This window comes from Actinomadura harenae, assembly GCF_003696215.1.
Lineage (GTDB): Bacteria > Actinomycetota > Actinomycetes > Streptosporangiales > Streptosporangiaceae > Spirillospora > Spirillospora harenae.
Genome location: NZ_RFFG01000072.1, coordinates 1 through 12,792, shown reverse-complemented (window position 1 = coordinate 12,792; position 12,792 = coordinate 1). Strand labels below are relative to the sequence as shown.

General features: G+C 76.3%; 13 protein-coding genes. 6 read left to right on the top strand and 7 right to left on the bottom strand.

Going from position 1 to position 12,792, the window contains the following annotated elements; all coding sequences use genetic code 11:
• Nucleotides 1-40: 40 nt before the first annotated feature.
• Both selD and EBO15_RS30420 read left to right on the top strand, forming a co-directional pair.
• Nucleotides 41-1,099, top strand: a complete 1,059-nt coding sequence (selD, locus tag EBO15_RS30425) for a selenide, water dikinase SelD (RefSeq protein WP_122197910.1) — start codon at nt 41-43, stop codon at nt 1,097-1,099.
• A 74-nt stretch (nt 1,100-1,173) separates the two neighbouring features.
• Nucleotides 1,174-1,821, top strand: coding sequence for a class I SAM-dependent methyltransferase (locus EBO15_RS30420; RefSeq protein WP_122197909.1), 648 nt, complete (start codon nt 1,174-1,176; stop codon nt 1,819-1,821).
• A gap of 20 nt (nt 1,822-1,841) precedes the next feature.
• Here the strand turns inward: EBO15_RS30420 and EBO15_RS45490 are convergent, their stop codons facing one another.
• The gene (locus EBO15_RS45490) at nt 1,842-2,513 is read right to left on the bottom strand and encodes a response regulator transcription factor (protein ID WP_199744901.1); all 672 of its coding nucleotides are present in this window, start codon (nt 2,511-2,513) and stop codon (nt 1,842-1,844) included.
• A complete protein-coding gene (locus tag EBO15_RS45485) occupies nt 2,486-3,775 on the bottom strand; it encodes a sensor histidine kinase (protein WP_199744900.1) in 1,290 nt (429 codons plus the stop codon). The genes EBO15_RS45490 and EBO15_RS45485 overlap by 28 nt, the downstream gene beginning before the upstream one ends.
• 138 nt (nt 3,776-3,913) lie before the next feature.
• Here EBO15_RS45485 and EBO15_RS30410 point away from each other — a divergent pair, with 138 nt between their 5' ends.
• Complete coding sequence (locus tag EBO15_RS30410; RefSeq protein WP_122197908.1) at nt 3,914-4,648, top strand: ABC transporter ATP-binding protein; 735 nt, start codon at nt 3,914-3,916, stop codon at nt 4,646-4,648.
• Nucleotides 4,642-7,116, top strand: coding sequence for an ABC transporter permease (locus EBO15_RS30405; protein WP_122197907.1), 2,475 nt, complete (start codon nt 4,642-4,644; stop codon nt 7,114-7,116). The genes EBO15_RS30410 and EBO15_RS30405 overlap by 7 nt, the downstream gene beginning before the upstream one ends.
• Nucleotides 7,117-7,119: 3 nt before the next feature.
• On the opposite strand, the gene EBO15_RS30400 is transcribed toward EBO15_RS30405, so the two are convergent.
• The 3 genes from EBO15_RS30400 to EBO15_RS30390 all read right to left on the bottom strand — a co-directional run bounded on the left by EBO15_RS30400 (nt 7,120) and on the right by EBO15_RS30390 (nt 8,747).
• A complete protein-coding gene (locus EBO15_RS30400; protein ID WP_122197906.1) occupies nt 7,120-7,542 on the bottom strand; it encodes a hypothetical protein in 423 nt (140 codons plus the stop codon).
• 96 nt (nt 7,543-7,638) lie between these two features.
• Nucleotides 7,639-8,451: a hypothetical protein gene (locus tag EBO15_RS30395; RefSeq protein WP_122197905.1), complete on the bottom strand. Its 813-nt coding sequence runs from the start codon at nt 8,449-8,451 to the stop codon at nt 7,639-7,641.
• Nucleotides 8,448-8,747: a PadR family transcriptional regulator gene (locus tag EBO15_RS30390; protein ID WP_122197904.1), complete on the bottom strand. Its 300-nt coding sequence runs from the start codon at nt 8,745-8,747 to the stop codon at nt 8,448-8,450. The genes EBO15_RS30395 and EBO15_RS30390 overlap by 4 nt, the downstream gene beginning before the upstream one ends.
• A 108-nt stretch (nt 8,748-8,855) precedes the next feature.
• On the opposite strand from EBO15_RS30390, the gene EBO15_RS30385 reads away from it, so the two are divergent.
• Nucleotides 8,856-9,839, top strand: a complete 984-nt coding sequence (locus EBO15_RS30385) for a hypothetical protein (protein ID WP_147481723.1) — start codon at nt 8,856-8,858, stop codon at nt 9,837-9,839.
• Here EBO15_RS30385 and EBO15_RS30380 read toward each other — a convergent pair.
• A complete protein-coding gene (locus EBO15_RS30380) occupies nt 9,820-10,464 on the bottom strand; it encodes a TetR/AcrR family transcriptional regulator (protein ID WP_122197902.1) in 645 nt (214 codons plus the stop codon). The genes EBO15_RS30385 and EBO15_RS30380 overlap by 20 nt on opposite strands.
• A gap of 117 nt (nt 10,465-10,581) precedes the next feature.
• On the opposite strand from EBO15_RS30380, the gene EBO15_RS30375 reads away from it, so the two are divergent.
• Nucleotides 10,582-12,072 carry an MFS transporter gene (locus EBO15_RS30375; RefSeq protein WP_233616539.1) on the top strand — a complete coding sequence of 497 codons (1,491 nt, stop codon included), beginning with the start codon at nt 10,582-10,584 and terminating at the stop codon, nt 12,070-12,072.
• Between the two features lie 127 nt (nt 12,073-12,199).
• On the opposite strand, the gene EBO15_RS30370 is transcribed toward EBO15_RS30375, so the two are convergent.
• Nucleotides 12,200-12,792, bottom strand: a 593-nt coding sequence (locus EBO15_RS30370) for a class I SAM-dependent methyltransferase (RefSeq protein WP_147481722.1), incomplete at its 5' end; no start/stop codon positions are given.

Sequence of the window (12,792 nt, the reverse complement as noted above, 5' to 3'; positions counted from 1 at the left end):
GTCCGAGACCAGGACTCCCGAGGCTGGTGGAGGACGACGCATGGGCGCACCCCCCGAGCAGGCCGTCAGGCTCACCTCGCTGTCGCCGGGAGCGGGGTGCGCCTGCAAGCTCCCCCTGGCCAAGCTGGACGGCCTGTTCGCCTCCCTCGGCCCGGGGCTCGCGCCCGCGTCCGGCGACCTGCTGATCGGCGCCGCCGAGGGAGACGACGCGGCCGTCCTGCGCCTGGACGGCGAGCGCGCGCTCATCCTCACCACCGACTTCTTCACCCCGATCGTCGACGACCCCTACGACTGGGGACGGATCGCCGCGACCAACGCGCTCTCCGACGTGTACGCCATGGGCGGCCGCCCGCTGATGGCGGTGAACCTCGCCGCGTGGCCGGGCGACGACCTGCCCGTGGAGCTGCTCGGCGAGGTGATGCGCGGCGGCGCGGACGCGGCGTCCGCGGGCGGCTGCCTCGTCGTCGGCGGCCACACCATCAGCGACCCCGTCCCGAAGTACGGCATGGCGGTCATCGGCATGGCGCACCCCGACCGGCTGTTCGCGATCGACAGGGCGGCCGCGGGGAGCCACCTCGTCCTGACCAAGGCGATCGGGACGGGCGTCGTGTCGACCGGGCTCAAGCGCGGCGGCGCGGACGCGGAGACGGTCGCCGCGTCCGTCGCGTCCATGACCACGCTGAACGCGGGAGCGGCGGAGGCCGCGCTCGCCGCCGGGGTGCGCGCCGCCACGGACGTCACCGGGTTCGGGCTGCTCGGCCACCTGCACCGGATGGCGCTCGCCGCCGGGGTGGCCGCCGAGATCCGCGCCGGGAGCGTCCCGCTGCTGCCGGGAGCCCGCGACCTGGCCGCCGCCGGATTCGTGCCGGGCGGGACGAACGCCAACACGGCCTACCTGGCCGACGCCGTCACCGTCGCGGACGGCGTCCCCCGGGAGCTGGCCGTCCTGCTGCACGACGCGCAGACGTCCGGCGGGCTGCTCCTCGTCGTCCCGGACGACCCCGGCGACCTCCTCGCCGACCTGCGCGGACGCGGCCTGCCCGCCGCGCTCGTCGGACGCGTCACCGAAGGCGAACCGGGCCGCGTCACCGTCCTGTAGTCTCCGCCGCCGACTTTTGGACGTCCCCGGGAGAGGGGAAGGAAGGACGCGGGGGCGCACCGAGAGGAGAGACGATGTCGCAGGCAGACGCGTACCGAGGCCATCCGCTGTTCGCCCGGTACTACGCGCGGATGATCCCCACGCTGGACCGGCAGCTCGCCACGGTCCGCGCGGAACTCCTCAAGGGCGCGCGCGGGGACGTCATCGAGATCGGCGTGGGGACGGGGTCCAGCTTCCCGTACTACCCGCCCGAGGTCGGCCGGGTCCTGGCGGTGGAGCCGGAGGGCGTCCTCCGCGAGGTCGCCGAGGAGGCCGCCGGGCGGTCCCCGGTCCCGATCGAGGTCGTGCCGGGCACCGCCGCGCGCCTCCCCGCCGTGGACGCCTCGTTCGACACGGCCGTGACGTCGCTGGTGCTGTGCAGCGTCCCCGACCAGGACGCGGCGCTGGCCGAGATCCTGCGCGTGCTGCGTCCGGGTGGCGAGCTGCGGTTCTTCGAACACGTCCGCGCCGGGACCCGGGGACGGGGACGCGTGCAGGACGTCCTCGACGCGACCGTCTGGCCCCGCCTGATGGGCGGCTGCCGGACGGGCCACGACACCGTCGCCGCCGTCCGGAGGGCGGGCTTCGACCTCGAACGGCTCGACCGCCTGGGACGCGCCGACACCGGCATGCCCTTCCCGCCGTCCCCACAGGTCCTCGGCATCGCGCGCCGCCCGGCCTGACCTGCGAGGGAACCGATCCGTCAGGTGCGCGGGTCGGCGCCGAGGAAGGTCAGGACGGCGCGGACGCGGCGGTGGTCGTCCTCGCCCGGCGGCAGGTCCAGCTTCGCCAGGATGCCGCGGATGTGCTTGGCCACGGACGCGTCGCCGACCCCGAGCGCGCGGCCGATCGCCGCGTTGGAGCGGCCCTCGGCCATCAGCCCGAGCACCTCGCGCTCGCGCGGGGTGAGCGCGGACAGCGGGTCGCGGCGGCGCAGCAGCAGGCGCCGGACGACCTCGGGGTCCACGGCGGTGCCGCCCGCCGCGACCCGCGCGACCGCGTCGGCGAACTCCTCGATGTCGCCGATCCGGTCCTTCAGCAGGTAGCCGACGCCCGCGCCGCCCCGGGACGTCAGCAGCTCGGCGGCCGAGTCGCGCTCGACGTACTGGCTCAGGACGAGCACCGGCAGCCCTGGCCGGGAGGCGCGCAGGTCCAGCGCCGCGCGCAGGCCCTCGTCCGAGAAGCCCGGCGGCATCCGGACGTCGGTGACCACCAGGTCGGGGTCGTGCTCGGCCACGGCCGCGACCAGCGCGGGGGCGTCGCCGACCGCCGCGACCGTGGTGTGCCCGAACCGCCGGAACAGGCCGGGCAGCCCCTCGCGCAGTAGGAGGCCGTCCTCGGCGAGGACTATCCGGAGGGGGCGGCCTGGATCCACGGAAGCTCCACACGCAGCACGGTCGGTCCCTGGGGAGGGCTGGTCAGCGACAGCCTGCCATCGACGGCCGCGACCCGCACGGCCAGCCCGGCGAGGCCCGTCCCGGCCGCCGGGTCGGCGCCGCCGACGCCGTCGTCGCGGACCTCCAGCGCGAGCACGCCGTCCTCCACCCGTCCCCGGACCTCTGCCCGCCCGGCCCCGCTGTGCCGGGCGACGTTGGCGAGCGCCTCGCTGACCACGAAGTAGGCGGTGCTCTCCAGGGTGCGCGGCAGGCGTCCGGGCAGGTCGAGGGTGACGTCGACGGGCACGGGGGAGCAGTCCGCCGCGTCCTCGACGGCGGCGCGCAGGCCGCGGTCGCTGAGCACCCCGGGGTGGACGCCGCGGATCAGCCGCCGCAGCTCGTCCAGGACGAGCCGGGACTCCCGGTGCGCCCGCTCCACCAGCGCGGACGCCTCGTCGCCGGTGCTGATCCCGGCGAGGCCGAGTGTCATGGTCAGCGCGACGAGCCGCTGCTGCGCGCCGTCGTGCAGGTCGCGCTCGATCCGCCGCCGCTCGACCTCGAACGCGTCCACCAGCTCGGCGCGGGACCGCGTCACCGCCGCGAGCCGCCGTCCGAGCTCGCGCTCGCGCCCGGTGAGCAGCACCCGGGCGAGCGCGCCGCGCGCGGCGGCCGCGACGGTCAGGGCGTACGCGGCGACGGGCAGCAGGAGCAGCCCGGCGGGCACCAGCGCCCACGCCTCGGCGGCGCTGCTCACCGAGACGACCTTCATCACCTGGATCCGGTCGTCCCCCGGATCGGCGAACGACTGCGCGTACGGGGCCGACAGCAGCGCGCACGGGACGATCAGGGCCATGACCAGCGCCGACAGGTCGAACACCCACAGGACGGTGGTCATCAGCAGCGCGTACGCCAGCTCCCGCCAGGTGGCCTGCTCCCGGTACCGGAACACCGCCCACGCCCGCACCCCCGGACGCTCCGGACGCGCGTGCCCGTCGGGCGCCGGACGCCGGTCGACCATCCTCAGCCGCCACCGCTCGAACACTCCCAGCGGCACCCCGCACAACCCCAGCGCCACCAGCACGGGGATGCCGACGAGCACGACCGAGCCGACCGTCCCGAGCAGGAACACCGGCAGCAGGACCAGCAGCGACGCGCATCCGGCGGCTGCGCCGCCCGCCAGGTATCCGATCGCCCGCCACGGCCACCCGGTCAGCAGGAAGCGCCGCGAGGTGAGGGCCTGCCACGCCGTCGTGCTCGCCATCCGCACACGGTAGGGCACCCGGCCTGTCGCGCCGAACGCCACCGGCGACGGGTGCGCGGACAGGTAGCGCCTGCGCTACCTCCAAGAGTGGCATTGGCGACGCTGCGCGGGTCCCGGCCCGCCGGTTGACTTCCGGGCATGGATGACGTGGTTCAACTCCGTTCGGTGCGCCGGGTGTTCGGGTCCGGCCCCGGAGCCGTCACGGCGCTCGACGACGTGACGGCGGCCTTCGCGGCGGGCTCGTTCACCGCGGTCATGGGACCGTCCGGCTCGGGCAAGTCGACGCTGCTCCAGTGCGCGGCGGGACTGGACCGGCCGACCTCCGGCACGGTCGCCGTCGCGGGCGTGGAACTGGACGGGCTGCGCGAGACCGCCCTCACCCGGCTGCGCCGCGACCGGATCGGGTTCGTGTTCCAGGCGTTCAACCTGGTCCCGTCGCTCACCGCCGAGCAGAACGTCGGGCTGCCGCTGCGGCTGGCCGGGCGGCGCCCGAAGGCGGCGGAGGTCCGGGCCGTCCTGGCGGAGGTGGGCCTGGCGGGCCGGGCCGGGCACCGGCCGGGCGAGCTGTCCGGCGGGCAGCAGCAGCGTGTGGCGATCGCCCGCGCGCTGGTCACGCGGCCCGCCGTCCTGTTCGCCGACGAGCCGACCGGGGCGCTCGACTCCGCCGCGTCCCACACCGTGCTGGACCTGCTGCGCGGCCTGGTCGACGAACGGCGGCAGACGGTCATCATGGTCACGCACGACCCGGTCGCCGCGGCCCGCGCGGACCGCGTCGTGTTCCTCGCCGACGGACGGCTCGCCGGGGAACTCGCGGGCGCTTCGCCCGAGCGGGTGTCCGCGCACGTCACCCGGCTGGAGGCGCGCGCGTGCTGAGCATCGCCCTGTCCACCCTGCGGACGCGCCGCCTCTCCCTGGCCGGGACGTTCGTGGCGCTCGCCCTCGGCGTGGCGATGACGGCCGCCATGGGACTGGCGCTCGCCGCGACGTCCGACCCGGCGGCGCGGCACCCGCGGCCGCAGCGGTTCGCGCAGGCCGACGCGGTCGTCCGGCCCTTCCGGACGCTGACCGTGGAGACGGCCACGATGACCGGCCACCCGACCCTGGACGCCTCGAAGGGGCTGCCGCCCGACCTCGTGGCGCGCGTGAGCGCGGCCGTTCCGGTCGTCCAGGACCGCGACTTCCCCGCGCATGTGGTCGGCGACGGCCCGACGAACGTCGGGCACCCCTGGTCGGTCGCGCGGTTCGCCGGGTACCGGCTCCTCGCCGGGACGGCCCCGCGCGCGTCCGGTGACATCGTCGTGGCCGGTGACACTGCCGTGGCCGGTGCCCGCGTCGGCGACCGCGTCGGCGTCGTGACCGGCACCGGGCTCCGGACGTACACGGTCTCCGGCGTCACCGCGCCGGCGGGGTTCGAGCACGCGGTGTTCTTCGCCGACCGCGAGGCCGCCCGGCTGTCCCCGCGCGTGGACGGCCTGGCGGTCACCGGCTCCGCGGACGCCGCGCGCCGCGCCACCGGGACGTCCGCCGCGGTGCTGACCGGCGCGTCCCGCCACGACGCCGACCCCGACCCCGACCGTGAGCGCCGCGCGCTGGACGACACCGGCGTGCTGCTCGGCGTCGCCGCGGGCATCGCCGGGTTCGTCGCGGTGTTCGTCGTGGCGTCCACGTTCGCGCTGGCCGTGACGCAGCGGCGCCGCGAGCTGGCGCTGCTGCGCGTCATCGGTGCGACGCCGCGCCAGGTCCGGCGGCTGCTGACGGTGGAGTCGCTGCTGGTCGGTGTGTTCGCCTCGGCCGCGGGCTGCGCCCTGGCACCGGGCGGCGCCGGGCTGCTCGCGCACTGGCTGGTCCGGCGCGGGCTCGCGCCGTCGGGGTTCACCGTCCCGGTGACGCCCTGGCCGCTCGTGATCGCGTTCGTGACCGGCCCGCTGGTGTCGCTGCTCGGCGTGACGGCGGCATCGAGGCGCGCGGGACGGGTGCGTCCGGCGGAGGCGCTGCGGGAGTCCCGCGTCGAAGGCCGGACGATGACGCCCGTCCGCCGGCTCCTCGGGCTGGCCGCGTTCGGCTCCGGCCTGGCGACCCTGGCCACGACCGCCGTGAGCGATCCGTCGTCGGCCGCCGACCGCAAGGGATACACCCCCGCGATCATGCTGCTGATCACCGGCGCCGCGCTGCTCGCGCCCGTCGTCGTGCCCCGGCTGACGCGGCTGCTCACCTGGCCGCTGACCCGCTCCGGCGGCGCGACCGGGCTCCTGGTCAGGGAGAACACCCTGGCCGCGGCCCGCCGGACGGCGGGCGTCGCCGCGCCCGTCCTGGTCACGGTCGGGTTGGCCGGGGCCCTGCTCGGCACGGGCGCCTCGGTCGACGCGACCAGGACCGCCGAGGCCCGGCAGCGCGTCCGCGCGGACTTCGTCGTCCGGCCGAGCGGCGGTTCCCGCGGTGTCGGCGACGTGGTGCTGAACCGGGTGCGGTCCGTCCCGGGTGCGGTGGCGGTGCCGGTCGGGCGGACGTCGGTGTTCACGGTCGGCGAGGGCGGAGTGCCGCGCCGGTTCGACGGGCGGATCGTCCGGGCCGGGGACCTCGGCAGGACGGAACGGCTGGAGGTCGTCGACGGCACGATCGCCAACCTCGGCGACGACGCCCTCGTCGTGGACAAGGAATGGGAGAAGCGGCCCGGCGACCGCGTGGACGTGTGGCTCGGCGACGGCACCCGGGCGTCCCTGCGCGTGGCGGCGGTCGTGAGGAGCGGACTGGACGACGGAACGACCTACCTGACGTCCGCGCACGGCGGCCCGTCCCCGACCGGACGCGTCGACGTGGTCGTCCGGCCCGGCGCCGACCGGTCCGCCGTCGAGGGGCGGCTCCGCGCGGCCACGCGCGGGCTCGGCGTGGAGGTCGTCTCCGCTCACGCCGACGCCGAGGGGACGCCCGGCAAGAGCCGTAGCAGCCGGCTCGGCATCCTCGTGACGCTGGGGATCGCGCTCGCCTACTGCGGCATCGCGATCGCGAACACGCTGGCCATGGTGGCGGCCGACCGGTCGCGCGACCGGGCCGTCCTGCGGCTGACGGGGGCGACACCGCTCCAGGTCGCGCGGGTGGCGGCGGGGGAGGCCGTCGTCGTGGTCTGCGTGGGCGTCGCGGCGGCCCTGGGGGTCACCGCGGTCAGCCTGGCGGGGATGTGGGCGGCGCTGAGCCGCGTGACCCACGGGACGACCCTCGTCGTCCCGTGGGGACCGCTCGCCGCCGTCACCGGGGCCTGCGCGCTCATCGCCCTCCTGGCCATGCTCGCCCCGACCCTGACCCGGCCGAAGCCTGGCGCCTCCACCGCCGGGCTGCGCGACTGACGGTCACCGGCGCGGTGACCTCCGGCGGACGGCCCGCAGCCGCGAGGTCACCGTCTCCGGCGGCGCGGCGACGACCACCGACCGGGCTCTGACGTCCGCCGTGGCGACCCAGAACCGGTCCCCGAGCACCTGGACGCGGACCGGCAGGTCCAGGCGGCGGCCCGTGAACGACACCTCCACGGGCGCGCCGTCCGGCGGGAGCTGCCCCCAGGCGAGCACCCACCCCGGCCCGTGGACCGCGCCGCGCAGCAGCGACCGGGTGTAGCCGTCCGCCACGGTCACGTCGTAGAGACCGCCCTGCACGTAGACCTCCAGCGCGGCACGGCCCCGGGTGCCCCGGGCCAGGCGCGCCAGGAAGCGGCTGGTGTCGAACCTGTCCAGATCGTTCGTTGTGTCCTTGGTGGACTCCAACTCCATGACCGTCATCCCCGTACCTCGCCTCCATTGCGCGTACATCCAGCATCGGGGGGAAGACCGGGGGTTGTCGGTAGCGTCCGGTTCCGTCCGGCGGTGGTGCTGGGGCTACCCCTCGGGACGGGACGCCGACGGAGGACGGCAGCCGCGCAGCACGGGGACGAAGGCGGGCAGCAGCGCGAGCGACAGCGCGGCGACGCCGAACGCGGACGGGTCCGTCCGGGTGCCGAGGGACGAGCCGAGGAGCGTCGCGGCCTCGATCGCCGCCCCGGCCGCCAGGACCCCGGTGCCGAACCGGAGCCGTCCCGGACGAGGCGGAACGACGAACCGCGCGCCGAGGTCGGCCGCGATCAGGCTCGCCCGGACCGCGCCGACGCCCACGGCCGTCCACCAGGCGGCGAGCACGACACCGCGCACCAGCAGCGGCGGATCCGCGACGACCCCGCTCCGCACCGCCGCGACGACCGCCGCGGCCACCGCCACCGGGAGTGTGAACCGGACGAGGACGGCCCGGGCCAGCACCCGCAGCAGCGCCACGCTCGGCCTCGGCACCGGAGCGACCAGGACGAGTCCCGCCAGCATGACCGCGATCCCCGCCGACATCGCCGCCGAGTGCCCGGCGCCGCGCGCCAGCGAGGCGTCCGTCTCGACGCCGACATGGGCGACGAACCAGCACAGCGCGGTGAGCGAGATGGCCAGCGTCGTCGTGCGCAGCTGCCGCTGCGCCCGCGAACCGGCGGGCCAGAGGCCGGGGTGGAGCCACATGTCCGCGATGCCGAGCAGCGTGTCGGGCCAGGAGCGCCATCCGGCGGCGGCGATCTCCTCCTCCAGGTCCGGACCCCACTGCTCGCGGAGCGGCGCCGGGTACAGGCGCACCAGGCCGCGCGCGGCCGTGCGCGCCGCGGTGCGCGCGGCGGTCATGCGGGCGCCACCCCGAGGCTGCGCAGGCCGACGGCCGCGACGTGGGCCATCGCCCGGAGCTCCTCCTCGAGGGCCTTGCGGCCGTCGGCGGTGAGCCGGACGGGCCGCTGGCGTCCCTCGCCCTCCAGGTGCTCGACGAACCCCTTGGCCTCGAGGCGGGTCAGCGCCCCGTAGAGGCTGCCCGGTCCGAGGCGGCTCCCGGTGAGCCCCTCGATCGCGGTGTTGATGGCGTAGCCGTGCATGGGGCCGTCCGCCAGCACGCACAGCACGAGGGTCTGCGAGTCGTTGACCTGCACGGTCGTCCTTCCGACGGTTGATGCTACGCGTCAAGTATCACGCACCGGCCGTCCCGCCGCGAGAATCCCGGCCCGCTACTACACAACGCGTACTACGATGCGCGTACTATGAGCACTGTGGAACCCACCGGGAAGAAGGCGCCGACGGCGGCCGTGATCGGGGCGTGCCTGGGCGCGGCGGGCCTGTTCGAGGCGCTGACGCTGTTCGCGACCCACGACAAACCGGTCAGGGCGGTCAGCCCCTGGCAGGACGACCCGTACGACGCCGTCCTGTCGTTCACCCAGTTCGCGGTGCCGATGCTCGCGGCGGTCGTCCTCCTCCGGCTCCTCGTCCGGCGCGCTCCGGACGCGCCGGGGCGGACGGACCGCGCGCAGCAGACGGCCCGCGCGGCCGGGGCGATGCTCGCGCTCGCCGCGCTCACCCTCGCCGCCGAGTGGGCCTCGGTCATCGCCCGCGTGGGTTATGCGGCCTGGAACGGCTGGACGGCGTTCCTCATCGGCGGCCTCGCCGTGAACTCCCTGGTCACCGGGCTGGTGCTCGCACTGCTGCGGCGGTACCGCGCGCCGCGCGGATCGTCCGGGCGATGGCGGCACGACTGGCTCGGCGACGTCGTCCTGCTGTGCGAGCGGATTCCGGTGCTGCGGATCCTGGCCCGTCCGGAGGCCGCCGGATGGGTGCGGCGGCACGCCCTGACCGTCTTCGTCGCGGCGAGCACCGTGGCCGCCACCGGGATCACCGCCGCGCAGGCCATCGGCGAACGGTGGACGGACCCGCTGCTCGTCCTCTGGATGTTCGCCGTGGAGCTGACCGCCTTCCTCGCCTTCTGCGTGCTGGCCAACGCGGTCGCCGGGTTCATCGCCCGCCCGGCGCGCCCGCGCGGGCGGCGCGTGGCCGAGTCCTCCCTGGTCGTCGGCGCCGTCGCGACCCACCTCACGGTCGCGTTCCGGAACCTGCTGTGGCCCGGCGCGACGCCGCTGACGTCCGTGCCGACGGTGTTCGCCTTCACGTTCGGCGTCGGCCTCGCCGCCGGGGCCGCCGCCGTCCTGCTCCAGCTCGTCCCGGCGGCGCGGGTCAGGTCCCGCGCGGGGTAGGGGGCGGCGACGCGGGCCGCAGCACCGACAGCAGGGTCGCCTGGAGGACGTCGGCGGCCCGGTCCCGGTCGAGCGTGCCCGCGGCGACGTCGTCCGCGGCGGCGTGGAGCAGCGCGTAGACGGTCGTGACCAGCCAGCCGGTGTCGAGGTCGGTGCGGAACGCGCCCGTGGACCGGCCGCGCTCGATCAGCGCGCGGACGGCGTCCATCGGCCGCTCGTGATGCCCGCGGACCTCCTCGGCGGGCAGCGCCCGCAGCGCCGCCTCGTGCAGGCGCCCATAACGGCCGAGCGTCGGCCAGCTCTCCCGGATCAGCCGCGCGAACGCCTCCTCCGCGTCCACGGTGTCATCCGCGTCGGCGGCGTGATCCGCGTCCGTGGTGTCGTCGGCGGCCGCGGCGACGGCGGTCATGCTCTCTTCGATGGCCCGCGCCACGACGGCCCGGACGAGGTCCTCGCGCGACGGGAAGTGCGCGTACACCGTGACGCGCCCGACGCCCGCGGCCTTGGCGATGTCGCCGACGCCGACGTCCGGCGCGCGGGCCAGCAGGTCGGCCGCGGCGTCCAGGATCGCGGCGATGTTGCGTTCGGCGTCCGCGCGGCGGCGCGTGGTCCCCCCGTTCGGCATGGGCCCACCCTATCCCCTAAATCGAACAACCCTGTTGGAGTTATCGCCGGGCACGGAGTACGTTAAGTCGAACAGCGCTGTTCGGTTTATGGTTTCCCCTGCCTGAGGAGAAGATCCGTGGCTCACCCGCACGCCGCCCACGACGCGCCCACCGCGCACGGCGCGCATCACGCCCCCGGGGCGCCTCACGCCCACGAGGGGCACGACGCGTCCGGCCCGGCGCCCGACCCGCGCCGCTGGCGGATGCTGATCCTGCTGGCCGTCGCCCAGTTCATGCTGATCCTGGACGTCACGGTCATCAACGTCGCGCTGCCCGACATCGGCGCGGGCCTGCATCTCGGCCGCACGACCCTGACCTGGGCCGTGACCATCTACACGCTGTTCTTCGGCGGTCTGATGGCGCTCGGCGGGCGGCTCGCCGACGCGTTCGGCACGCGCCGCGTCCTGCTGACCGGCCTGGTGCTGTTCACCGCCGCCTCGCTCGCCACCGGCCTCGCCGGGAACGCCGCCCTGCTGCTCGGCGGACGCGCCGCCCAGGGCGTCGGCGCGGCGCTGCTGTCCCCGGCGGCGCTCGCCACCCTCACCACCGCCTTCCACGGCCCCGAGCGGAACAAGGCCCTCGGCGTGTGGGCGTCCCTCGGCGGGATCGGCTTCGCCGCGGGCGTCCTGGTCGGCGGCGCGCTCACCGCCGGACCCGGCTGGCGCTGGGTGTTCTTCGTGAACGTCCCGGTCGGCGCCGTCCTGCTCGCGGTGCTGCCCGCCACGCTCCGCGCCGTCCGCGCCGGGACGCCGCGCGACCTGGACCTGCTCGGCGCCGTCACCGTCACCGCGGCCACCGGCGCGTTCATCTACGGCATGGTCCACGCGGGAGACTCCGGCTGGACGTCCCCCGGGACGCTGCTGCCGCTGGCGGCCGCCGTCCTGCTCTACGCGGCGTTCGCCGTGGTCGAGCGGCGCGTCCGGAACCCGCTGGTGAACGTCCGCATGCTGGCCCGCCGCCCGGTCGCCGTCGGGGGACTGCTGATGCTGATCGCGTCCGGCCTGCTCATCTCGCTGTTCTTCCTCGGCTCGCTCTACCTCCAGCACCTGCGGGGGATCGGCGCGCTGCGGACCGGCCTGCTGTTCCTGCCCGCCGCGCTCGCGACCGGCGTCGGCGCGCACCTCGGCGGGCACTTCGTCGGGACGGTCGGACGCCGTCCGGTCGCCGTCGCCGGCCTCGGCCTGGTCGCCGCGGGCACCGGCCTGCTGGCCTTCCTCCCGGCGTCCGGAAGCGTCGCCCTGCACTTCCTGCCGGGCATCACGCTCGCCGCGGCGGGTGTGGGACCGGTGTTCGTCACCGCCACGACCTCGGCCCTCGCGCACGTCACGCACTCCGAGGCCGGGATGGTCTCGGGCGTCGTCAACACCTTCCACGAGCTGGGCGCGGCGATCGGCGTCGCGCTCGCGTCGACGATCGCGGCCGCGGGCCTCGCGGCGGCGCCGTCCGTGGACGGCTTCACCCGCGCGTACACCGTGTTCGCGATCACCGCCGGGGCGGCCGCCGTCCTGGCGCTGTGGCTCGTCCCTCCGGGCAAGCCGGAGATGACCGGCGGCCCGCACGTCCACTGAACCGGGCCCGGGTCCCCGGCCGGGGACCCGGCGCTCCGGTCGGGCGCGGCGCGCCATCGCCGCGACCTCGGCGGGTTCATGCCGCGCCCCGGTGTGGACCGCCAGGGCACGCTCGCGCCCGCCCGGATCACTCCTTCACGGGCGGAAGCGGCGGGCGGGGAGCGGGCCGCCCGACGGCGTGCACCAGCCGGAACACGATCTGCCCGGCGGCGAACAGCCGGGTGAACCGCTCGCTCTGCCGGTCCGCGAGGGCCAGTGCCCGGTCGGCCCGGTGCCGGGACGCGACCTCCGCCGCGACCCGCTCGGCCCGGCGCGTCCAGGACGGCGGCGTGCCGTCCGGCCGGTCGATCTGCCGGAGGACGGCGAACCCCGTCGCGGCGAGCAGGTCGCCGAGCTCCCGCCGGGTCGGGAAGGCGTTGCCCTCCGGCGCCGGCAGGACCTGGCGGCCCTGCGCCACGACGACGAGCAGGCCGAGCGACCCGCCCGGCCGCAGGACGCGGCGGATCTCGCGGAGCAGGGCCGCCATGTCCGGGACGACGTCCAGCACGCCCAGGCACCACACGGCGTCGACCGACCCGTCCCGGAGCGGGACGCGGGCGCCGTCCGCGGCGAGGACCGGCAGGCCGAACAGGCGCGCGGCGGCCCGTCCGGCGGCGGGCATCGGCTCCAGCAGGATCGGCCGGACGCCGAACCGCTCGGCGGCCCAGGCGGCCGGGCCGC

What these genes read in the sequence shown, in the direction of transcription:
- selD (WP_122197910.1), top strand. Translation starts at nt 41, where the DNA reads ATGGGCGCACCCCCCGAGCAGGCCGTCAGGCTCACCTCGCTGTCGCCG.
- EBO15_RS30420 (WP_122197909.1), top strand. Translation starts at nt 1,174, where the DNA reads ATGTCGCAGGCAGACGCGTACCGAGGCCATCCGCTGTTCGCCCGGTAC.
- EBO15_RS45485 (WP_199744900.1), bottom strand. Translation starts at nt 3,775, where the DNA reads ATGGCGAGCACGACGGCGTGGCAGGCCCTCACCTCGCGGCGCTTCCTG.
- EBO15_RS30410 (WP_122197908.1), top strand. Translation starts at nt 3,914, where the DNA reads ATGGATGACGTGGTTCAACTCCGTTCGGTGCGCCGGGTGTTCGGGTCC.
- EBO15_RS30400 (WP_122197906.1), bottom strand. Translation starts at nt 7,542, where the DNA reads ATGACGGTCATGGAGTTGGAGTCCACCAAGGACACAACGAACGATCTG.
- EBO15_RS30395 (WP_122197905.1), bottom strand. Translation starts at nt 8,451, where the DNA reads ATGACCGCCGCGCGCACCGCGGCGCGCACGGCCGCGCGCGGCCTGGTG.
- EBO15_RS30385 (WP_147481723.1), top strand. Translation starts at nt 8,856, where the DNA reads ATGAGCACTGTGGAACCCACCGGGAAGAAGGCGCCGACGGCGGCCGTG.
- EBO15_RS30380 (WP_122197902.1), bottom strand. Translation starts at nt 10,464, where the DNA reads ATGCCGAACGGGGGGACCACGCGCCGCCGCGCGGACGCCGAACGCAAC.